Origin of the sequence: Streptococcus sp. HMSC070B10 (genome assembly GCF_001808665.1) — a bacterium.
GTDB lineage: Bacteria > Bacillota > Bacilli > Lactobacillales > Streptococcaceae > Streptococcus.
This window is the reverse complement of record NZ_KV794175.1, coordinates 23,416-45,754: the sequence shown is the minus strand read 5'-3', so window position 1 is coordinate 45,754 and position 22,339 is coordinate 23,416. Positions and strand designations below refer to the sequence as shown.

The 22,339-nt window shown below is 41.2% G+C and carries 22 protein-coding genes; 8 read left to right on the top strand and 14 right to left on the bottom strand.

Annotated features, from left to right (window positions below):
* Nucleotides 1–322 precede the first annotated feature (322 nt).
* Nucleotides 323–2,581, bottom strand: a complete 2,259-nt coding sequence (glgP, locus tag HMPREF2613_RS05500; RefSeq protein ID WP_070479574.1) for a glycogen/starch/alpha-glucan family phosphorylase — start codon at nucleotides 2,579–2,581, stop codon at nucleotides 323–325.
* Nucleotides 2,582–2,606: 25 nt separating this feature from the next.
* Nucleotides 2,607–4,124 carry a 4-alpha-glucanotransferase gene (gene malQ / locus HMPREF2613_RS05495; RefSeq protein ID WP_070479571.1) on the bottom strand — a complete coding sequence of 506 codons (1,518 nt, stop codon included), beginning with the start codon at nucleotides 4,122–4,124 and terminating at the stop codon, nucleotides 2,607–2,609.
* Between the two features lie 480 nt (nucleotides 4,125–4,604).
* Here malQ and HMPREF2613_RS05490 point away from each other — a divergent pair, with 480 nt between their 5' ends.
* The 5 genes from HMPREF2613_RS05490 (at nucleotide 4,605) to HMPREF2613_RS05465 (ending at nucleotide 10,217) form a co-directional block, all read left to right on the top strand.
* Entirely contained in the window at nucleotides 4,605–5,876 is a 1,272-nt protein-coding gene (locus HMPREF2613_RS05490; protein WP_070479569.1) for an extracellular solute-binding protein, read from the top strand.
* Between the two features lie 110 nt (nucleotides 5,877–5,986).
* The gene (locus HMPREF2613_RS05485) at nucleotides 5,987–7,279 is read left to right on the top strand and encodes a sugar ABC transporter permease (RefSeq protein ID WP_070479567.1); all 1,293 of its coding nucleotides are present in this window, start codon (nucleotides 5,987–5,989) and stop codon (nucleotides 7,277–7,279) included.
* A 1-nt stretch (nucleotide 7,280) separates the two neighbouring features.
* On the top strand, nucleotides 7,281–8,123 hold the full coding sequence (locus tag HMPREF2613_RS05480; protein WP_004236955.1) for a sugar ABC transporter permease: 843 nt from the start codon (nucleotides 7,281–7,283) through the stop codon (nucleotides 8,121–8,123).
* A 297-nt stretch (nucleotides 8,124–8,420) separates the two neighbouring features.
* Nucleotides 8,421–9,221, top strand: a complete 801-nt coding sequence (locus HMPREF2613_RS05470; protein ID WP_070479565.1) for a DUF1189 domain-containing protein — start codon at nucleotides 8,421–8,423, stop codon at nucleotides 9,219–9,221.
* A 9-nt stretch (nucleotides 9,222–9,230) separates the two neighbouring features.
* On the top strand, nucleotides 9,231–10,217 hold the full coding sequence (locus HMPREF2613_RS05465) for a LacI family DNA-binding transcriptional regulator (protein ID WP_001145419.1): 987 nt from the start codon (nucleotides 9,231–9,233) through the stop codon (nucleotides 10,215–10,217).
* Nucleotides 10,218–10,246: 29 nt separating this feature from the next.
* Here HMPREF2613_RS05465 and HMPREF2613_RS05460 read toward each other — a convergent pair whose 3' ends face one another.
* From HMPREF2613_RS05460 to hisS, 11 genes are all read right to left on the bottom strand, one after another.
* Entirely contained in the window at nucleotides 10,247–11,188 is a 942-nt protein-coding gene (locus tag HMPREF2613_RS05460; protein ID WP_070479562.1) for a YitT family protein, read from the bottom strand.
* A complete protein-coding gene (gene aspS, locus HMPREF2613_RS05455; protein WP_070479560.1) occupies nucleotides 11,166–12,929 on the bottom strand; it encodes an aspartate--tRNA ligase in 1,764 nt (587 codons plus the stop codon). Before aspS ends, HMPREF2613_RS05460 begins: the two co-directional genes overlap by 23 nt.
* 154 nt (nucleotides 12,930–13,083) lie before the next feature.
* Entirely contained in the window at nucleotides 13,084–13,314 is a 231-nt protein-coding gene (locus HMPREF2613_RS05450; RefSeq protein WP_000832185.1) for a hypothetical protein, read from the bottom strand.
* A gap of 17 nt (nucleotides 13,315–13,331) precedes the next feature.
* Nucleotides 13,332–13,973, bottom strand: a complete 642-nt coding sequence (locus HMPREF2613_RS05445) for a CPBP family intramembrane glutamic endopeptidase (protein ID WP_070479557.1) — start codon at nucleotides 13,971–13,973, stop codon at nucleotides 13,332–13,334.
* A gap of 9 nt (nucleotides 13,974–13,982) precedes the next feature.
* Nucleotides 13,983–14,681 carry an ABC transporter permease gene (locus tag HMPREF2613_RS05440; RefSeq protein WP_070479555.1) on the bottom strand — a complete coding sequence of 233 codons (699 nt, stop codon included), beginning with the start codon at nucleotides 14,679–14,681 and terminating at the stop codon, nucleotides 13,983–13,985.
* Nucleotides 14,674–15,498: an ABC transporter ATP-binding protein gene (locus HMPREF2613_RS05435; protein WP_070479552.1), complete on the bottom strand. Its 825-nt coding sequence runs from the start codon at nucleotides 15,496–15,498 to the stop codon at nucleotides 14,674–14,676. The genes HMPREF2613_RS05440 and HMPREF2613_RS05435 overlap by 8 nt, the downstream gene beginning before the upstream one ends.
* A gap of 10 nt (nucleotides 15,499–15,508) precedes the next feature.
* A complete protein-coding gene (locus HMPREF2613_RS05430; RefSeq protein ID WP_070479550.1) occupies nucleotides 15,509–16,249 on the bottom strand; it encodes a DUF3169 family protein in 741 nt (246 codons plus the stop codon).
* Nucleotides 16,250–16,251: 2 nt separating this feature from the next.
* Entirely contained in the window at nucleotides 16,252–16,449 is a 198-nt protein-coding gene (locus HMPREF2613_RS05425; protein WP_070479548.1) for a hypothetical protein, read from the bottom strand.
* Entirely contained in the window at nucleotides 16,449–16,655 is a 207-nt protein-coding gene (locus HMPREF2613_RS05420) for a helix-turn-helix transcriptional regulator (protein WP_070479546.1), read from the bottom strand. Before HMPREF2613_RS05420 ends, HMPREF2613_RS05425 begins: the two co-directional genes overlap by 1 nt.
* Nucleotides 16,656–16,664: 9 nt before the next feature.
* Complete coding sequence (locus HMPREF2613_RS11755; protein WP_229294803.1) at nucleotides 16,665–16,859, bottom strand: aspartyl-tRNA synthetase; 195 nt, start codon at nucleotides 16,857–16,859, stop codon at nucleotides 16,665–16,667.
* A 271-nt stretch (nucleotides 16,860–17,130) separates the two neighbouring features.
* Nucleotides 17,131–18,411, bottom strand: coding sequence for a histidine--tRNA ligase (gene hisS / locus HMPREF2613_RS05410; RefSeq protein WP_070479542.1), 1,281 nt, complete (start codon nucleotides 18,409–18,411; stop codon nucleotides 17,131–17,133).
* A gap of 167 nt (nucleotides 18,412–18,578) precedes the next feature.
* On the opposite strand from hisS, the gene HMPREF2613_RS05405 reads away from it, so the two are divergent.
* The gene (locus tag HMPREF2613_RS05405) at nucleotides 18,579–18,920 is read left to right on the top strand and encodes a metal-sulfur cluster assembly factor (protein WP_001204052.1); all 342 of its coding nucleotides are present in this window, start codon (nucleotides 18,579–18,581) and stop codon (nucleotides 18,918–18,920) included.
* A 174-nt stretch (nucleotides 18,921–19,094) separates the two neighbouring features.
* Here HMPREF2613_RS05405 and ilvD read toward each other — a convergent pair whose 3' ends face one another.
* Nucleotides 19,095–20,798 carry a dihydroxy-acid dehydratase gene (gene ilvD, locus HMPREF2613_RS05400; RefSeq protein ID WP_000137343.1) on the bottom strand — a complete coding sequence of 568 codons (1,704 nt, stop codon included), beginning with the start codon at nucleotides 20,796–20,798 and terminating at the stop codon, nucleotides 19,095–19,097.
* 184 nt (nucleotides 20,799–20,982) lie between these two features.
* Here ilvD and HMPREF2613_RS05395 point away from each other — a divergent pair, with 184 nt between their 5' ends.
* Both HMPREF2613_RS05395 and HMPREF2613_RS05390 read left to right on the top strand, forming a co-directional pair.
* Nucleotides 20,983–21,990: an SPFH domain-containing protein gene (locus tag HMPREF2613_RS05395; protein WP_070479539.1), complete on the top strand. Its 1,008-nt coding sequence runs from the start codon at nucleotides 20,983–20,985 to the stop codon at nucleotides 21,988–21,990.
* 2 nt (nucleotides 21,991–21,992) lie between these two features.
* A complete protein-coding gene (locus HMPREF2613_RS05390) occupies nucleotides 21,993–22,193 on the top strand; it encodes a type II toxin-antitoxin system antitoxin (RefSeq protein ID WP_000796544.1) in 201 nt (66 codons plus the stop codon).
* Nucleotides 22,194–22,339: the final 146 nt, after the last annotated feature.

Genomic DNA, 22,339 nt, shown 5'->3' with positions numbered 1-22,339 from the left:
GTAAGCGAATACAAGGGATATGAGGTAATCAACTGCGAAGAAACAAAAGGATGAAAGACAGTAAAAACCAGCATTTCTAAACCTTCACTGTATCTAGGATCTCCCTATTTTTAGACAAAATTGATCCAAATCCACAGCATTCAAAAAAAAAGCGAATTTCAATCGAAACTCGCTTTTTTACAAAATGTATTAGTATGAATTTGTATCTTATACTCAATGAAAATCAAAGAGCAAACTAGGAAGCTAGCCGCAGGTTGCTCAAAGCACTGCTTTGAGGTTGCAGATAACGCTGACGTGGTTTGAATTTGATTTTCGAAGAGTATTAGTTCAAGTGCCAGATATCTTCGTTATACTGAGCGATTGTACGGTCAGATGAGAAGAATCCTGCTTTAGAAATGTTAACGATAACTTTATCCAACCATGCGTCACGGTCTTCGTAGTCAGCCAACATTTGCTCTTTGACTTTGATGTAGTCTTCCAAGTCAAGAAGAGTCATGAACCAGTCTTTGTTGATCAATTCATTGTAAAGACGTTCCAAACGCTCTTTGTTTCCAGCTGCAAGAACTGCATCGCTAACGATGAAGTCAACCAATGGTTTGATAGCTTCACGAGCGTAGAATTCGCTTGATTTGTAAGCTGCTTTTGCGTAAAGGTCAATAACAGTTTCTGAATCTTCACCAAAGATGTAGATGTTTTCGTCACCAACCAACTCAGCGATTTCCACGTTAGCACCATCCATAGTACCAAGAGTCAAAGCTCCGTTCAACATGAATTTCATGTTACCAGTACCTGAAGCTTCTTTAGAAGCAAGTGAGATTTGTTCTGAGATATCACATGCTGGGATAAGGAAGCTTGCTGCAGTAACGTTGTAGTTTTCAACCATAACTACTTGCAAGTGTGGAGCTACTGCTGGATCGTTAGCAATAACTTCTGACATGCAAAGAATCAAGTGGATGATATCTTGAGCGATTGTGTAGGCTGGAGCTGCTTTACCACCAAAGAAGATTGTGATTGGACGAGCAGGAATGTTACCAGCTTTGATGTCAAGGTATTTGTGGATCACGTACAAGGCGTTCATTTGTTGGCGTTTATACTCGTGAAGACGTTTGATTTGGATATCAAAGATAGAGTTTGGATTGATTTCCACACCTTGGTGTTCTTTCAAGTGACGAGCCAATTTACGTTTGTTGTGAGCCTTGATGCTTTCCAATTTTTCTTTGACAGCTGCTTTGTCTTCATAAGACAAAAGTTTTTCAAGTTCATCTGCTTCATGGTGCCAACCTTCTCCAAGAATCTCATCCAAGTAGTGAGATAGTCTTGGGTTAGCATGCATGAGCCAACGACGGAAAGTGATACCGTTTGTTTTGTTGTTGAATTTTTCTGGGTAAAGGTCGTAGAAAGCTTTCAACTCAGAGTTCTTCAAGATTTCAGTATGAAGTGCCGCTACTCCGTTAACACTGTATCCGTAGTGGATATCCATGTGAGCCATGTGAACACGTCCGCTCTCATCGATAATTTGAACAGCTGGATCTTTGTATTCTGCTTTCACGCGACGGTCCAATTCTTCGATGATTGGTACCAAGTGAGGAACCACTTCTTGCAAGAATTCAAGAGGCCATTTTTCAAGAGCTTCAGCAAGGATTGTGTGGTTAGTGTAGGCAGTCATGTTACGAACGATTGAGATTGCTTCGTCAAGTTCAATACCACGTGCAGTCAAAAGACGGATCAATTCAGGAATAACCATTGATGGGTGAGTATCGTTGATTTGGACAACTGCGTAGTCAGCAAGGTCATGCAAGTTGCTTCCTTTTTCGATTGCTTCGTCGATGATCAATTGCGCACCGTTTGAAACCATGAAGTATTGTTGGAAGATACGGAGCAATTCACCTTGACGGTCACTATCATCTGGGTAAAGGAAAAGAGTCAAGTTGCGAGCGATATCTGTCTTGTCAAAGTTGATACCGTCTTTAATGATTGAAGAATCAACTGAATCCAAGTCAAACAAACGCAAGCGGTTCTTCGTTTCTGTCTTGTAACCAGGCACATCGATATCGTAAAGAGTTGATGTCAATGTGAAGTGAGCAAATGGCACTTGGTAGCTACGGCTTGAGCGAACCAACCAGTTTTGCTCTGTCAACCATGCATTTGGAATTGTTTCTTGTTGGTTGTTTTTAAGAACTTGTTGGAAAAGACCGTAGTGGTAGTTAAGACCAACACCGTCACCGTTCAAACCAAGAGTAGCAATTGAATCGATAAAGCAGGCAGCCAAACGTCCCAAACCACCATTACCAAGAGATGGTTCCAATTCAACTTCTTCAACTTCAATCAAGTCTTTACCTGCAGCTGCAAGTTCTTTTTTAACATCGTCGTAAAGACCAAGGTTGATCAAGTTGTTTGACAAAAGTTTACCAATCAAGAACTCAGCTGAGATGTAGTAAACTTTTTTCTTACCAGTGTTAACTGGTTTTTGACTACTTGCAAGCTTGCTGTAGTTAAGAAGAGCCAGGTAAAGCTCTTCATTGCTACATTCTGCAATGGTTTTATTGTAACGATTTTGTACAAATTCTTGTAGTGATAACATGTTTAAGGTGTCTCCTGATATTGTATTATTTCTTTAATTCTACCAAATTTTCATTGATTCGGCGATAGATTGTTGTCAAGTCAAGCAAGCCTTCCTCGACAACTGGTGTCAATTGATCTTCAGTCATACGCCAAGACCAGTTTCCACCAAGAGTAGATGGGAAGTTCATACGAGCTGCCTCATCCAATTCTAGCAAATCTTGCATAGTTGCGATTGCCATGAAGCTAACTGATGAAAAGACTGTACGAAGCATAGCATGTGGCACTGTTTCGTATTCTTTACGGTTAGTGTAGCGAGCCATGTATTCACGAGTCGCATCATCGATCTCGTTACGGTACCAACCAAGGACCGTATTGTTATCGTGTGTTCCTGTGTACATAACTGAGTTAGCAGGTGCCAAGTGTGGGCTATCGATGCTTTCGTCTTCTGGGTTGAAGGCAAATTGAAGAATCTTCATTCCTGGGAAGCCAGTACGTTCACGCAATTCGATAACTTCGTCTGTCATGAAACCAAGGTCTTCTGCGATGATGTTTAACTCACCAAGTTCTTCCTTAACAGCTGCAAAAAGCTTGTAGCCAGGACCTTTCACCCACTCACCAGGTGCTGCTGTATCAGAACCAGCAGGGATTTCCCAGTAAGATTCGAAGCCACGGAAGTGGTCGATACGAACGATGTCGTAGATTTTGAAGCTTTCACGCAAGCGTTCAATCCACCATTTGTAACCGTCTTTGTCCATTGCTTCCCAGTCATAGATTGGGTTACCCCAAAGCTGACCAGTTGCAGAAAACTCATCTGGCGGGCATCCTGCGATGCAAGTAGCCTTACCGTTGACATCTGTCTTGAAGAGATGTGGATTTGCCCACATATCGCTTGAATCTTCCGCTACGTAGATTGGCATGTCCCCAACGATTTCGATGTGGTTGTCGTTAGCGTAAGCTTTCAATTTCAACCATTGTTGGAAGAAGAAATATTGAGTCACACGGTGGTAAACCAACTTGTCTGCCAATTGCTCACGGTAGCTTTCAAGTACTGAAGCTTTACGAGCACGAGCATCTGCATCTGGCCATTCAGTCCAAGCAAGATTGTCAAAATGCTCTTTGATAGCCATATACTCTGCAAAGAGTTCAAGCCATGATTGGTTGTCTTGAGCAAATTTCTCAAAATCTTTAACATCTCCCACTTCCAAGAAACGTTTTACCGCTTTTTCTAAAAGAGGACGACGTGCATAGTAGATTTTCGCATAATCAACTTCAGACGCATCACTACCAAAGTCAACCCCTTCAAGGTCACTTGCTTGCAACAAGCCTTGTTCCACCAAGATATCTAAATCGATAAAATGAGTGTTCCCTGCGAAGGCTGAGAAAGATTGGTAAGGAGAGTCTCCGTAACTAGTTGTTCCTAGTGGAAGGATTTGCCAGTAACGTTGTTTTGTGCGAACCAAGAAATCAACGAAGTCGTAAGCACTTTTACCAAATGATCCGATTCCGTATGCTCCTGGAAGAGAAGAAATGTGCATCAACACACCACTTTGACGTTTTTTCATAATAAGCACCTCATGTGTTTATAGTTAGATATTACATTTTTATGAACGCAAACGTTTGCGCTATTACTAGTATAGCTTATTTTCTTGATAAATGCAAGCGGTTTTAAGTAACTTTTTTGATTATTTTTTAAAAATTTTTTCTTCTTACTCGTATATATATTCTTTCAGGAAGCAAACAAAATAGGAATAAGGCTTTCACTTATCTTATTAAGCAAAAATAAAGTGAGAATCCTCTCTACTTTCCATTTGTAAATTAGGCAATCGTTTTCCCAACTTTTTTTAAATTTAAAACAAAACCGATTTTTGGGATTTTCTACTATTATAAACAAATAAAACGCTTACCCTTTTCGTGAATTTTTTTTTAAAATTTTTACAAAAAACACTTGCAACCGCTTTCCGATTGTGCTATACTAGTCCCATAAAGGAAAACGTTTGCGTTTCCTCATTATAAAATTTGTTATTCTTTAGGAGGAATACACTATGTCATCTAAATTCATGAAGAGCGCTGCTGTGCTTGGAACTGCTACACTTGCTAGCTTGCTTTTGGTAGCTTGCGGAAGCAAACCTGCTGAAAAAGCTGCTGATGCTGGTTCATCTGAAGCGAAAGAAATCACTCTTTACGTTGAAGACCAATACAAAGCTTTTGCTGAATCAGCTGCAAAAGCTTACGAAAAAGAAGCTGGCGTAAAAGTGACTATCAAAACCGGAGACCAAATGGGTGGTCTTGACAACCTTTCTCTAGATAACCAATCTGGTAAAGCTGCTGACGTTATGATGGCACCATACGACCGTGTAGGTAGCCTTGGTACTGACGGCCAACTTTCAGAAGTTAAATTGAGCGACGGCGCTAAAACAGATGATAAAACTAAATCTCTTGTAACAGCTGCTGACGGTAAAGTTTACGGTGCTCCTGCCGTTATCGAGTCACTTGTTATGTACTACAACAAAGACTTGGTAAAAGAAGCTCCAAAAACATTTGCTGACTTGGAAAACCTTGCTAAAGATAGCAAATACGCATTCGCTGGAGAAGATGGAAAAACTTCTGCTTTCCTAGCTGACTGGACAAACTTCTACTTTGCATACGGACTTCTTGCTGGTAACGGCGGTTACGTATTCGGACAAAACGGTAAAGACTCTAAAGACATCGGTCTTGCAAACGACGGTTCTATCGCAGGTATCAACTATGCTAAATCTTGGTATGAAAAATGGCCTAAAGGTATGCAAGATACTGAAGGAGCTGGAAACCTAATCCAAACTCAATTCCAAGAAGGTAAAACAGCTGCTATCATTGACGGACCTTGGAAAGCTAAAGCCTTCAAAGACGCTAAAGTAAACTACGGTGTTGCAACTATCCCAACTCTTCCAAACGGAAAAGAATATGCTGCATTCGGTGGTGGTAAAGCTTGGATCATCCCATCAAGCACTAAGAACCTTGAAGCTGCTCAAAAATTTGTAGACTTCCTTGTTTCAACTGAAGAACAAAAAGCCTTCTACGATACAACTAACGAAATCCCAGCTAACACTGAAGCTCGTTCATACGCTGAAGGTAAAAACGATGAGTTGACAACAGCTGTTATCAAACAGTTCAAGAACGCTCAACCAATGCCAAATATCTCTCAAATGTCAGCTGTTTGGGACCCAGCTAAAACAATGTTGTTTGAAGCTGTAAGTGGTAAGAAAGATGCTAAAACAGCTGCAAACGATGCTGTAACATTGATCAAAGAAACAATCAAACAAAAATTTGGTGAATAAAAAATTTGTTCAAGGGGGGTGGAATTCAAATCCCCCTTTGAATTTATCAATAAAAAACATATATAGTTTAGGTTTTGATTAGAAACCAGTATCCTATGAAAGGAGTTATTATGGAAAAGCAACAACCTAGTAAAGCAGCCCTGCTGTCTATCATTCCTGGGTTAGGACAGATTTACAATAAACAAAAAGCCAAAGGTTTTATCTTCCTTGGTGTAACCATCGTATTTGTCCTTTATTTCCTAGCACTTGCAGCCCCTGAATTGAGCAACCTCATCACTCTTGGTGACAAGCCAGGTCGTGATAATTCCCTCTTCATGCTGATTCGTGGTGCCTTCCATTTAATCTTTGTAGTTGTTTATGTACTCTTTTATTTCGCAAATATCAAAGATGCACATACAACTGCTAAACACATTAACAATGGTATTCCAGTAGCACTTACCTTTAAAGAAATGGTCAAAGGAATCTATGAAAATGGTTTCCCTTACCTCTTGATCATTCCATCTTATATTGCAATGACTTTTGCGATTATCTTCCCAGTTATCGTAACCTTGATGATCGCCTTTACTAACTACGACTTCCAACACTTGCCACCAAACAAATTGTTGGACTGGGTTGGTTTGACTAACTTTACGAATATCTGGAGTTTGAGTACCTTCCGTTCTGCCTTTGGTGCCGTTCTTTCTTGGACTATCATCTGGGCTTTGGCAGCTTCTACTTTACAAATCGTAATCGGTATCTTCACAGCTATCATTGCTAACCAACCATTTATCAAAGGAAAACGCATCTTCGGTGTTATTTTCCTTCTTCCTTGGGCTGTCCCAGCCTTCATCACTATCTTGACATTCTCAAATATGTTTAATGATAGTGTCGGTGCTATCAACACTCAAGTCTTGCCGATCTTTGCTAAATTCCTTCCTTTCCTTGATGGGGCTCTTATCCCTTGGAAAACAGACCCTACTTGGACTAAGGTTGCCTTGATTATGATGCAAGGTTGGCTTGGATTCCCATATATCTACGTTTTGACTTTGGGTATCTTGCAATCTATTCCTAACGACCTTTATGAAGCAGCTTATATTGACGGTGCCAATGCTTGGCAAAAATTCCGCAACATCACTTTCCCAATGATCTTGGCTGTTGCGGCACCTACTTTGATTAGCCAATACACCTTCAACTTTAACAACTTCTCTATCATGTACCTCTTCAATGGTGGAGGTCCTGGTAGTGTCGGAGGGGGAGCTGGTTCAACAGATATCTTGATCTCATGGATCTACCGTTTGACAACAGGTACATCTCCTCAATACTCAATGGCGGCAGCTGTTACCTTGATTATCTCTATCATTGTCATCTCAATCTCTATGATCGCATTCAAGAAACTACACGCATTTGATATGGAGGATGTCTAAGATGAATAACTCAATTAAACTCAAACGTAGACTGACTCAAACCCTTACTTACCTCTACTTAATTGGCCTATCAATCGTGATTATCTATCCACTTTTGATTACCATCATGTCAGCCTTTAAAGCAGGTAACGTCTCAGCCTTTAAACTAGATACTAATATCGACCTCAATTTTGATAACTTTAAAGGTCTCTTCACTGAAACCTTGTACGGTACTTGGTACCTCAACACTTTGATTATCGCCTTAATTACTATGGCTGTTCAAACAAGTATTATCGTACTTGCTGGTTATGCTTATAGCCGTTACAATTTCTTGGCTCGTAAACAAAGTTTGGTCTTCTTCTTGATTATCCAAATGGTGCCAACAATGGCCGCTTTGACTGCCTTCTTCGTTATGGCACTTATGTTGAACGCCCTTAACCACAGCTGGTTCCTCATCTTCCTTTATGTTGGTGGGGGTATCCCGATGAATGCTTGGCTCATGAAGGGCTACTTCGATACAGTGCCAATGTCTCTAGACGAATCTGCAAAACTAGACGGTGCAGGACACTTCCGCCGCTTCTGGCAAATTGTTCTTCCACTTGTTCGCCCAATGGTTGCCGTACAAGCTCTCTGGGCCTTCATGGGACCTTTTGGAGACTATATCCTCTCTAGTTTCTTGCTTCGTGAGAAAGAATACTTTACTGTTGCTGTAGGTCTCCAAACCTTCGTTAGCAATGTGAAAAACATGAAGATTGCCTACTTCTCAGCAGGTGCTATCCTCATCGCCCTTCCAATCTGTATTCTCTTCTTCTTCCTACAAAAGAACTTTGTTTCAGGACTTACAAGTGGTGGCGACAAGGGATAATATATCCCCGCCACCCTTTTTCATTTTATACTCTTCGAGAATCTCTTCAAACCACGTCAGCTTCACCTTGCCGTAGTACGGTTACTGACTTCGTCAGTTCTAACCACAACCTCAAAGCAGTGCTTTGAGCAACCTGCGGCTAGTTTCCTAGTTTGCTCTTTGATTTTCATTGAGTATTAGCGATTGTTACTGTAAGTAATACCCTTACAACAAGCAATTTTTCTCCTAGACTTGAAATAAAGCACATTTCTCTATATAATAATACTCATATAGAAAACACCTTTTAGAAAGATACAAATGCTTCCATATCCATTTTCCTATTTTTCAAGTATTTGGGGATTTCGTAAGCCCCTGTCCAAACGTTTCGGACTCAACTGGTTTCAACTTCTCTTTACCAGTATCTTCCTTATCAGCTTGTCTATGGTACCCATTGCCATTCAAAACAGCTCTCAGGAGACTTATCCGCTAGAAACCTTTATCGATAATGTCTATGAACCATTGACAGATGAGGTTGTCCAGGATCTCTCTGAGCATGCTGCAATTGTTGATGGTAAATTAACTTATACAGGAACAGCTAGTCAAGCCCCTTCTCTTTTAATCGGTCCAAGTCAAAGCAAGGAATTACCTAAGGACTTGCAACTGCATTTCGATACGAATGAGCTCGTCATCAGCAAGGAAAGTAAGGAACTGACCCGTGTCTCTTACCGAGCGATTCAGACTGAGAGTTTCAAAAACAAAGACAGCTTGACCCAAGCCATTTCTAAAGACTGGTACCAACAAAATCGTGTCTATATCAGTCTCTTCCTAGTTCTCGGTGCAAGCTTCCTCTTTGGTTTGAATTTCTTTATCGTCTCTCTAGGGGCTAGTCTTCTCCTTTATATCACTAAGAAATCCCGCCTCTTTTCATTTAGAACCTTTAAAGAGTGCTACCATTTTATCTTGAACTGTTTAGGATTGCCAACTCTGATTACGCTTATTTTGGGATTATTTGGCCAAAATATGTCAAACCTCATCACTGTACAAAACATTCTTTTTGTCCTTTATCTGGTCACTATCTTTTATAAAACGCATTTCCGTGATCCAGATTACCATAAATAGGAGATTTTTATGCCCGTTACGATTAAAGACGTGGCCAAGGCTGCTGGTGTTTCGCCTTCAACCGTAACCCGTGTTATTCAAAACAAATCAACCATTAGCGACGAAACAAAAAAACGCGTTCGCAAGGCGATGAAGGAGCTCAATTACCACCCCAACCTCAATGCTCGTAGTTTGGTAAGTAGCTATACCCAAGTTATCGGCTTGGTGCTTCCTGACGACTCAGACGCCTTCTATCAAAATCCTTTCTTCCCATCTGTCCTCCGTGGTATCGCCCAAGTCGCCTCTGAAAACCACTACGCCATTCAGATCGCGACAGGTAAAGATGCCAAAGAGCGTCTTAAAGCTATTTCTCAGATGGTCTATGGTAAGCGTGTAGATGGTTTGATTTTCCTCTATGCCCAAGAAGAGGACCCTTTGGTTAAGTTAGTAGCAGACGAGCAATTTCCTTTCCTTATCTTAGGTAAATCTCTATCTCCCTTCATTCCACTTGTCGATAATGACAATGTCCAAGCTGGTTTTGATGCGACAGAGTATTTCATCAAAAAAGGATGCAAGCGAATTGCCTTTATCGGAGGTACTAAGCGACTCTTCGTAACACAAGACCGTCTGACAGGTTACGAGCTAGCTCTAAAACAATACCAACTTCCTCTCGATACTAATCTGACTTACTTTGCTACTGAATTTCTTGAAGATAATGGTTATCGCTTTAGTAGACTTCTCTTCAAACACGATCCAAATATTGACGCTATTATTACCATTGATAGTCTCCTTGCTGCAGGGGTCTGTGATTACATCGCAAAACACCAACTGGATGTCCCTGTCCTCAGCTTCGACTCAGTCAATCCCAAGCTCAACTTGGCAGCCTATGTCGATATCAATAGTTTGGAGCTTGGTCGTGTTTCCTTTGAAACTATTCTCCAGATTATCAACGATGCTAAAAGTAATAAGCAAATTTGTTACCGTCAGTTGATTGCCCACAAAATTATTGAAAAATAAAAACCAGCTCGAGCTGGTTTTTTTGGTCATTAATTATCTGTTTCAACGAACCGTCCCAAAATATGGACATTCTCAGATACAGAGACAAAGGCACCTGGGTCCACCTGTTTCATAATGAGTTTAAATTCATTAAACTCTGCACGTGTAATGACAGTGATTAAAACTGCCTTTCTTTCGTGATTATAAGTTCCTTCTGCATCGTGGATCATGGTTGCTCCGCGGTGCAACTTTTTATGGATTTTTTCAATTACCTTCTCTGGATGATTGGTCACAATCATGGCCTGCATGCGTTTTTGCTTGGTAAAGACCGCATCTGTCACACGGCTAGAGACAAAGATGGTAATCATAGAGTAGAGGGCGTATTTCCAGCCAAAGGTCAAACCTGCTATCAGCATGATAGTCCCATTTACCAAGAAAGAAATACTACCGACATTCTTACCCGTTTTCTTGCGAATGGTTAGGCTGACGATATCCGTCCCCCCACTGGAGATATTGTTTCTTAAAGCAAAACCAATTCCCAAGCCCATGACAACACCCCCAAAAAGGGCATTGATAATGGGATCCTCCGTCAAGGTCGCCACAGGGACGAACTGGATAAAGAAGGAACTCATAGATACCGTGATAAAGGTAAAAATCGTAAACTTATGGCCAATCTGATACCAAGCCAAGACCATCAAAGGAAAATTAATGGCGTAGAAGGTTAGTGAAATCGGTATATGAAAACCAAACCAGTGATTACTCAAGGCAGAGATAATCTGTGCCAGACCTGTCGCACCACTCGAATACACATGTCCTGGTTGGAAAAAGAAATTGACCGCCACTGCTGATAAAAATCCATAGACCAGAGAGGCCGAAATTTTCTCATCATATTTTTCGCGAGAGATGCTTTGTAAGACACGTAAAATTTTTATCTGATGAGCAAAGCGACGCAAATAATAGCGCCACCGCTTAATTCGTTTTGCTTGTTTCATCTTCTTCTACTTGTAAGCTGAGTTCCTCTAGTTGTTTGAGAGCTACTGTTGAAGGAGCTTGTGTCATTGGGTCACTTGCCTTGTTGTTCTTAGGGAAGGCAATGACTTCACGGATATTTTCTTCTCCAGCAAGCAACATAACAAAACGGTCAAGTCCGATAGCCAAGCCACCATGTGGTGGGAAACCATAGTCCATGGCTTCAAGAAGGAAACCAAACTGGTCATTTGCTTCTTCGGCTGAGAAACCAAGAGCCTTGAACATGCGTTCTTGAAGGTCTTTTTGGTTGATACGAAGGCTACCACCACCAAGCTCATAACCGTTCAAGACAATATCGTAAGCAATGGCACGAACCTTAGCCAAATCACCTTCTAATTCGTGAGCAGTCTCTTCCTGTGGAAGTGTGAATGGATGGTGGGCACTCATGTAGCGGCCTTCTTCTTCAGACCATTCAAACATTGGCCAGTCAACTACCCAAAGGAAGTTGAATTTATCGTTATCAATCAAGCCAAGCTCTTTGGCAATACGTCCACGAAGGGCACCGAGCGTTGCATTGGCCACTTCAAGCGTATCCGCCACAAAGAGAACCAAGTCCTTATCTTCAAGAGCAAGCGCTGTTGTCAATTCTGCTTGGATGCCAGTCAAGAACTTAGCAACTGGTCCGTTTAATTCTCCATCAACTACCTTAACCCAAGCAAGACCTTTGGCACCGTACTGTTTGGCTACTTCCGTCATCTTGTCGATGTCTTTACGTGAATAGTTGTCCGCAGCGCCTTTGACCACAATTGCTTTTACAGCAGGTGCTTCTGAAAAGACTTTGAAGTCAACACCTTTGACCACTTCTGTCAAGTCCTGAAGCAACATGTCAAAACGCGTATCAGGTTTATCAGAACCATAAAGAGCCATCGCATCATCATACTTCATATGTGGGAAAGGCAGAGTGACTTCAATGCCTTTGGTTTCCTTCATGACACGCGCAATCAAGCCTTCTGTGATATCTTGGATTTCTTGCTCAGTAAGGAAAGACGTTTCCAAGTCGACCTGGGTAAACTCAGGCTGGCGGTCTCCACGCAAGTCTTCATCACGGAAACATTTGACGATTTGGTAGTAACGATCAAAACCAGCATTCATCAACAATTGCTTAGTGATTTGTGGACTTTGAGGAAGCGCGTAAAAATGCCCTTTATTAACACGAGATGGCACCAAATAATCACGCGCCCCTTCAGGCGTTGACTTAGAAAGAAATGGTGTCTCCACGTCGATAAACTCCAACTCATCCAAGTAGTTGCGGATAGAGTGGGTCACCTTAGCACGAAGTTTAAGATTTTCCAGCATTTCTGGACGGCGAAGGTCAAGGTAACGGTAACGCAAACGTGTATCATCATTGGCCTCAATGCCATCTTTAATCTCAAATGGGGTTGTCTTAGCTGTATTCAACACTGTCAGAGCTGTCACGTTTAACTCAACTGCACCAGTTGGCAACTTATCATTGGCTTGCTCACGCGCAGCGACCTGTCCAGTCACCTCGATAACAAATTCGCTACGAAGGCTTTCAGCTGTTGCCATAACCTCTGCAGAAACTTTTTCAGGGTTGATAACCAACTGCATGATTCCTTCACGGTCACGAAGGTCGATAAAGATCAAACCACCAAGGTCACGACGACGACCAACCCATCCTTTCAAGGTCATTTCTTGTCCGATGTGTTCCTCACGAACACGACCAGCATACATACTACGTTTCATGTTTTCTCTCCTCTTTTATTCTGTTACTATTTTACCATAAAAGCGCAGGCTCTTCATGAAAATCATCAGAAAAGTTTGCCAGTCTTTAAAAATCAAGTGAAGACTCTAAAAATTGACGTCCATACAAAAATCCGATGAAGTTCACCGGACTCTTTTATTTTGAATTGTTGCCTGCTTTACGCTTTTCAGCAATTTCGGCTGCCTTTCGAGGCAAGACAATTTCCGTTGTGTAAGCTGTCCCAAAGCGCAAGACACCTGCAATAGGGGCAAAGACAACTGCTAGATAGTTGTAGAAGAAATCTCCCTTGAAAGCATAAGCTAACGCTCCAATGATGAAAAATAGAACGACTGCTTGAATCACTGCTAATAAAATTACTCGTTTCATGTGACCTCCTGACTCTATTATAGCATGAGTATCATCAAAAAGCCGATTAAATTATTCAAAGCGTGAAGAGAAATACTATAGACCAGACCTTTTCTGCTAATATAAGCCAAGCCCAAACTAAAACCAAGGCTAAAATAGACAAAAAATTGTTGCACATCACCTGGGAAATGAATCAAGGCAAACAGAACACTTGATACCAGAAGAAAAATCAGAGTTTGTTTGCTATTGTCCTGCTTAGGAAAGAGGTAGCGTGCTAACATCCCTCTAAAGATAAGTTCTTCCGTCAAAGGAGCAAAAATAACGACAGCAAAGAATGAGAAAAGTGGTTGAGACAAGGTCAAGTCTGTCGCCATTTGTTGATTTACTGAAGGATCATTTGGCAAGAAAAATTGGACAACCAGAGATAAGAACCAAACCAAGGCAGGAAGCCAAATAAATCGGTTGAAGCCACTCTTCTCAATACGAACAGGACCTTTCTGATACCATTTGTAAACGCCGTACACATAAACTCCAGCCAAGGCTACATAGAGTAGGGTAACAGCATAGGGTGAAGCACCTAAGGCAAGCGACGTAGTCGCGAGCACCTGAATGAAGCCATAGATGAATAAAAAGGATAGAATGGCTAGAAGAAACCAGCCAAGGTTTTTAAGTAGTTTCATAAAGTTCTCCTATCTTGCTTTATAGCTGTTTTTCAATACAATGAGGTTTGCTATTCCTAATACAAGTACCCAGGCAAGTAACATACCGATGTTAGAAAAAGATATTTCTCCACCTTTTTTATTTAAAAGATTTACAATAGGACCAACGAACGAGTAATCCAACACTTTTTGAGCCGTATCATTTTGAAGAGCAATTATAGGTAAAAAAGAGACAATTAACATAGGGAAGATACTATAAACTTGCGCTTTAGATTGAGTATCTGACACCGCACCGATTAGAAGGTTGAGAAAAATAATACTAATAGTTGCTAGGAGCAAATAGATAACGTAGGCAAATAAATAACCAGATACATCTACTTTAAGATAGATGGGAAGTACAATCATAGCAAGTAACATTATCAGAATAGGGAGAACAAGCATACTGAAAGTATATTCTGTTGCTGTCACACCACTTAGAATGAGTGATTTAAGATTTCGTTTTTCCTTATCTTCTGCCATCATAATCGATACCATATAACCACTTCCCATGCTCAAGACCATCGTCAAGCTAGCAGATAGTAAAAATAGGCTCAATTGTCCATTCTTATTTAAAAATTCATTATATAAAACAGCAATACCAAAAGGCATCAATAAAGTCGCTAACAAAGTTGAATTGCTGATAAGAACTTGCACTCTTAACCATAGTAGGGCATTTAATTTTCTAAACATCTAACTTTTCTCCTGTTAATCTGATAAATATCTCTTCTAAAGTCGGCTCACAAGAGTGAACCACCATCAAATCTGTCGTGTCTAAATGTGGCAATTCTTCAAATGGAACTATCTGTTCTCGTCCGTCGTTATAAACCACACGTACTTTCTTATCCACATGGTACTTCTGGATGATATCTTGCGGACTTCCATACTCTATTAAGTTCCCCTTATTCAAAAGAGATAAGCGATTACAAAGCAGAGTTGCTTCATTCATATCATGCGTGGTCAGAAAGATCGTTGTCCCCGCCTGCTTTAATTCTTGTAGTAGGGTATGAATCATCTTAGATGTTGTAGGGTCTAAGCCACTGGTTGGCTCATCTAGAAAGAGGATCTTAGGAGCATTCAGAAGGGCACGAGCCAAGAACATTCGTTGTTTCATTCCTGTAGATAGTTTTTCTGCGATGATGTCTTTAGCATCTGCCAATCCAACCTGTTGGAGCACCTGATTTACTCTATCTGACTTGAGACCATACAGCTTAGCATAGATGAGAAGATTTTTGTAAAGACTCATCTTTTCATAAAAACCACTGCCATCACTAACAATACCGATTTGTTCCAAATCATTTGAGGTTAAATCTTGAGAATTCTTGCCTAACAAAACTGTTTTACCTTGATCTGCAGCCAACTGTCCTGTTAAGACATTAATCATAGTTGTTTTACCTGAGCCAGAAGGGCCAAGAAAACCAAAGATTTCGCCCTCCTTAATCTCAAAAGAAATCTGATGAAGAGCTTTTTTGCTCCCAAAACTTTTGCTTACATTTTCAACACGAATCATAGAAACTCCTTTATTTGAAATAGCGTTTTACCATAGGTAACTGCATCACATTGATATAAATATGGATAGCTCCGACAAGCAAGAAGGCTAGTAACTGAATCTCTCCTGTCAGTAAAGAAAAGAGAGCAATCAGAAAGTAGAGACCTGGCAAGACATACTGATGTAATTGGAATAAAATCCGAAAACTCTGTTCCAAATTAGCCTGGCGCTCCCCTTCATCGTAAGAATTGACATAGCCTAAGATATCCTTTGGCATAGAGAAAAATACCAAATCAAACTGGCGAACAATCGCAATGGTTTTATAAAAATATTTTTGAACATTAAAAATCAATACTAATCCCAAAAAAGAAAGAGATAAGGTTAGATGGCTTCCATTTAGTACAACCATTTCACTTGCTGAAATGAAGAGAGCCAATAAAATCGCTACGTTTGTAATATTAAAAGCAATGCTTCCAAACTCAAGATTCCGATACATTTGCACATAATAGGTTTCATTCAGATCATCATCCATTTCCTCTTGATACAAGGAGTGAAATTTTCTGCTTTTCTTTAAGAAATTGAAAGTCAAAAGAATACTAATGAAACCTATCAGTAAACAAATAGTTGATATCCAGGGTATCAAGACTTTTACATCTAAAATGATTGCGTGGGATTCGGCAGCATCCTTAAACATCCCTACAAAACCTCCCAAGAAACCTCCAAGGACAACAGACATTAAAAATAACAATCCACCTTTATTTTTCTTTTTCATTTTTATTCTCCTTTTTCACTCGCTAAATTGTTTGCTTTCTTTTCAATCCAGTCAACGACTGGGATAAGAGCAAAGTAGGCCCAAATAAATTGGTTACTTTGATAGGGACTAAACCAGCCTAAGTCTATCCCAATCAATAGAAACACGCTGACTAATAGAACTGTGACCACTACATAATAAATCACTTTGTACTTGTTCATCACTCGTCCTCCTCCAAGCGAAATACCGATTCGACTGTTTCGTTGAAAATTTGAGATATTTTCAGGGCAATGATAATGGACGGGGTGTACTCATCCCGTTCTAGTAGGCTAACGGTCTGTCTGGAAACCCCTGCTAGCTTAGCCAGTTCGGTTTGGTTGAGACCATCGCGAGCTCGAAGCTCTTTTAGACGATTTTTTAGTTGCATGTTACACACCTACTCTCCGTCAAATTCAACGGTTTGGATATCCTCAATACGTTGCAACTTGAATTTTTCTTTCCCCTTTTTATCAACACGTCGTAGTTTGACCCATTCCTCGTCAACATCCACAACTTCCCAGTTGTCTGTCCCAAACAATTGTCCAATGATTGTTGGTTTTTTCCCAATCAATTCTTTTAATAATCTTGACATTTCTTTATTTCCTTTCTGTTTTTGCTCAATTCTTTTGATTTTATTCTCTAGTTTCTTGACCCTTTGGATATGATAGAGATAAAATATAATCACAAGAGGTACAAATCCTAATGCCCACATAATCGTTCCTTTCTGCTTCCTATTTCTTAACTTGAATTTATTGTAACACATCTTTTTCTTTTTGACAAGCATATTTGTCAAAAAGTTTATGATTTTTGTCATTTTGCAAAAGAAAAAGGTCAGAGTAGTTCTCTGACCAGTTTATCTATCATTAAAATCCTAGTTTTTCAAAGATTTCTGAGAAGTTTTGGCTGATTGCATCAAGTGATACTTGCACTTCTTCTCGTGTTTGGTTGTTCTTGACCGTCACTTGTCCGCTTTCGACTTCGCTCTCACCTAGGGTGATGAGGGTCTTAGCCGCAAAGACATCGGCTGACTTGAACTGAGCTTTGAGCTTACGGTTGAGGTAATCACGCTCTGCTTTGAATCCTTGTTGGCGAAGGGCTTGTACCAACTCCAAGGCCTTAACATTTGCTCCTTCACCCAAGACTGCGATATAAACATCTAGGGCATTTTCGATAGGGAGGGCTACACCTTGCTTTTCAAGAATGAGAAGCAGGCGCTCTACACCAAGTCCAAAACCAAATCCAGCAGTTTCAGGGCCACCAAAGTAGGCAACCAAGCCATCGTAACGACCACCCGCACAGACTGTCAGGTCATTGCCCTCAATCTCAGTAATGAACTCGAAAATGGTGTGGTTGTAGTAGTCCAGACCACGCACCATATTAGTATCGATGATGTAGTCTACACCAAGATTTTCCAACATCTGACGCACAGCATCAAAATGAGCTTGGCTTTCTTCATCAAGGAAATCCAAGATAGACGGCGCATTCTCCACTGCCACCTTGTCTTCTTTTTCCTTAGAGTCCAAGACACGGAGAGGATTTTCCTCCAAGCGACGCTGGCTATCCTTAGATAAGGTCTCCTTGAGCGGTGTCAAATAGTCAATCAAGGCCTGACGATAGGCTGCACGGCTCTCAGGATTTCCAAGAGTGTTGAGGTGCAATTTAACACCTTGGATGCCAATTTCTTTCAAGAAATGGGCTGCCATAGCGATGGTTTCCACATCGGTAGCTGGATTGCTAGAGCCAAAACACTCAACACCAATCTGGTGGAACTGGCGCAAACGCCCTGCTTGCGGACGCTCATAACGGAACATAGGGCCCATGTAATAGAACTTACTTGGCTTTTGCACTTCTGGAGCGAAGAGTTTATTTTCCACATAGGAACGGACAACGGGCGCTGTTCCTTCTGGACGGAGGGTAATATGACGGTCACCCTTGTCATAGAAATCGTACATTTCCTTGGTTACGATATCCGTTGTATCTCCGACAGAGCGACTGATAACCTCGTAATGCTCAAAAATAGGCGTGCGCACTTCTGCATAGTTATAGCGCTTGAAAATCTCACGGGCAAAGCCCTCAACGTACTGCCATTTGGCAGATTCAGCAGGTAAAATATCCTGCGTTCCTTTTGGTTTTTGTAATTTCATAGGGAATCCTCTTTAAACTTAATAGTCTTATTTTACCATAAATAGAGGGATTAAAACAGTAAGAGAAGAAAATCTCGAAAGAGTCTTTTCAGAAAATTCATCAAAAACTTGCCAAATTGTCAGAATTATGAGAAAATAGAGGATATTTATCACGTGGAGGGACTGTTATGAGAGACGATATCAAAATCAATGACCGCGCTTTGGCCTTACAAGACCAAATTATCGAAAAACTAGAGAAGGTTTTTGATACAGATGTGGAATTGGATGTTTACAATCTAGGACTGATTTATGAAATCAATCTGGATGAAACGGGTCTCTGCAAGATTGTCATGACCTTCACCGACACCGCCTGCGATTGCGCCGAAAGCCTGCCTATCGAAATCGTCGCAGGTCTGAAACAAATCGAAGGTATCGAAGATGTCAAGGTTGAAGTTACCTGGTCGCCTGCCTGGAAGATCACACGAATCAGTCGCTACGGCCGTATTGCCCTTGGACTGCCACCTCGTTAATACTCTTCAAAAATCTCTTAAAACCACGTCAGCTTTATCTCCAACCTCAAAGCTGTGCTTTGAGCAACCTGCGCCTAGCTTTCTAGTTTGCTCTTTGATTTTTATTAAGTATAAGCAGGCAAATCACTTTTGAAGATGAAAAGAAGCAAGCCGAAAATGGCTTGCTTTTTAAGTTTATTTTTTACCTGACTTGTCCATATTCCAGAAGTCTGTCACAGCTCCACGAGAAGCGGATGATACGATGTGGGCATATTTACCGAGGACACCACGACTGTAAAGTGGTGGCAAGGTTGTTTCTGCCTTACGTTTTTCAAGTTCTTCTTCCGATACGGCCATGGAAATTTCTTTGGTATCTTGGTCAACCGTAACGATATCGCCTGTACGGAGGTAGGCAATCGGTCCACCATCCTGAGCTTCAGGAGCGATATGTCCGACAACCAAACCATAAGTACCACCAGAGAAGCGTCCATCCGTCAAGAGGGCAACCTTGTCTCCCTGACCTTTACCAACAATCATTGAAGAAAGTGATAGCATCTCAGGCATACCAGGACCACCCTTAGGTCCAACGAAACGAACAACGACTACATCGCCATCAACGATTTCATCTGTCAGAACGGCCTGAATCGCATCTTCTTCTGAGTCAAAGACCTTAGCTGGTCCAACGTGACGACGCACTTTCACACCTGATACTTTAGCAACCGCTCCATCAGGGGCAAGGTTTCCGTTTAAGATGATAAGCGGACCGTCTGCACGTTTAGGATTTTCAAGTGGCATGATGACTTTTTGACCTGGAGTGAGGTCTGCAAAGTCAGCCAAGTTCTCAGCAACAGTCTTACCAGTACATGTGATGCGGTCTCCATGAAGGAAACCATTTGCCAAGAGGTATTTCATAACCGCAGGCACACCACCGACTTCATAGAGGTCTTGGAAGACATACTGACCAGATGGTTTCAAGTCGGCCAAGTGAGGCACACGCTCTTGGATTGTATTGAAGTCTTCAAGTGACAAGTCAACATTAGCCGCATGGGCAATGGCAAGCAAGTGAAGAGTGGCATTTGTAGAACCACCAAGAGCCATGGTTACAGTGATGGCATCTTCAAAGGCTTCACGAGTCAAGATATCTGATGGTTTGAGACCAAGCTCCAGCATCTTAACAACAGCACGTCCTGCTGCTTCGATATCTTCTTTCTTATCAGCTGATTCAGCTGGGTGAGATGAAGATCCTGGCAAACTCATCCCTAGAACTTCGATAGCAGTCGCCATAGTATTAGCTGTATACATACCACCACAGCCACCAGGGCCAGGGCAGGCATTACATTCAAGACGTTTCACGTCCTCAGCTGTCATGTCACCGTGGTTCCATTTTCCGATTCCCTCAAAGACAGAAACCAAATCAATGTCCTTGCCATCAAGATTACCCGGTGCAATAGTTCCACCATAGGCGAAAATAGCTGGAATGTCCATGTTGGCAATAGCAATCATAGAACCAGGCATGTTCTTGTCACAGCCACCGATAGCAACAAAGGCATCCACATTGTGACCACCCATAGCCGCCTCGATAGAGTCCGCAATGATATCACGAGATGTCAAAGAGAAACGCATACCAGGCGTTCCCATGGCAATCCCGTCCGCTACGGTAATGGTACCAAACTGTACAGGCCAAGCACCTGCCGATTTGACACCTTCTTTCGCCAATTTCCCAAAATCATGCAAGTGAATGTTACATGGCGTATTTTCCGCCCAAGTCGAAATCACTCCCACAATCGGTGTCTCAAAGTCCTTATCTGTCATACCAGTCGCACGAAGCATGGCACGGTTTGGTGATTTAACCATACTGTCATAAATGCTGCTGCGGTGACGTTTATCTAATTCAGTCATTTGTTCCCTCCCATTTCAGTTTTTACTATTATAGCACATTTTAAAAGCAATGAACAGAAGAAAATTCTTGAATTTTCAGAAAATTCTATACAGAAATATTTTCTTTAAAAATTTTACATTTATTTCTTGACTTTATAAATTAAAGTGATATCATTTAGATATCAAATAGCAGGAGGTCATTCTTATGACTGAAAAACTCATCAATTCAAAACCAAATGGTGTATTCGCATTGATTCTCATTGAGTTGACACTCGTACTTGGTATCTTTATATTAATAATGGGCGCTGGTTCGGAAAACGTTTTTGGAATTATTATCGGACTTTTATTAAGCTTAATTGCAGGCCTAGCTCATACTGGTTTAAAAGTTGTCAAACCTCAGGAAGCTCTGGTTTTGACTCTTTTTGGTAACTATACAGGTACCATCAAAGAACCTGGTTTTTACTTTGTCAATCCCTTCAGCGTAGCAGTTAACCCTGCAAACCACACCCGACTTGGGCAAAGTGGTGACGTTAGCACGAAATCTCCTTTTTCAGGGATGAAATCATCAAATGGCAATGATGTAAATCTTGAAATTGGCAAGAAACAGATTTCCCTAAAGGTTATGACCTTGAGCAATTCTCGCCAAAAAATCAATGATTGTCTAGGAAATCCTGTGGAAATTGGAATTGCCGTTACTTGGCGTGTAGTCGACACCGCTAAGGCAGTCTTCAACGTAGATAACTACAAGGAATACCTCTCTTTGCAGTGTGATAGCGCCCTCCGTAATATTGTCCGCATCTATCCTTACGATGTGTCTCCTAATGTAGATACTACAGGCGATGGACAAGCAGATGAAGGGAGTCTCCGTGGCTCTAGTGAAATTGTAGCTAACCGTATTCGTGAAGAAATCCAAAGTCGTGTTGAGGATGCTGGCTTAGAAATCCTTGAAGCACGTATTACTTACCTAGCTTACGCTCCAGAAATTGCCGCTGTCATGCTTCAACGTCAACAAGCATCTGCCATTATTGATGCCCGTAAGATGATTGTAGACGGCGCTGTAGGAATGGTTGAAATGGCACTAGAACGTCTCAACGAAGGGGAATTGGTTGAACTTGATGAAGAACGAAAAGCTGCCATGGTTTCGAATCTCCTAGTCGTCCTCTGTGGCAATCATGATGCACAACCAATTGTCAACACAGGAAGTCTTTACTAAAGATGGCTGAAGCTAAAAAAAAGCAGATCCCCCTTCGACTCTCAACAAAGTTATACGCTGCACTCGCATCATGGGCAGAAGACGACTTTCGTTCAGTCAATGGGCAAATCGAGTATCTCCTCACAGAATGTGTCAAGCAACGAAAAAAAGACGGAAAATACGTATCAGAAACCATTGACGAACCATTTGAGATTGATATTTAACACCTTCTCCTGTCTGCTAGGTCGGACGGGAGAATTTTTTCATCTTTTTTTGTCAAGTAACTTTACTTTACAAAAAAAATGTGTTATCCTAGTATGGTTGATGAAAATCAGTAGATTGAATCGAATATAAATACCTAAAGGAGAAA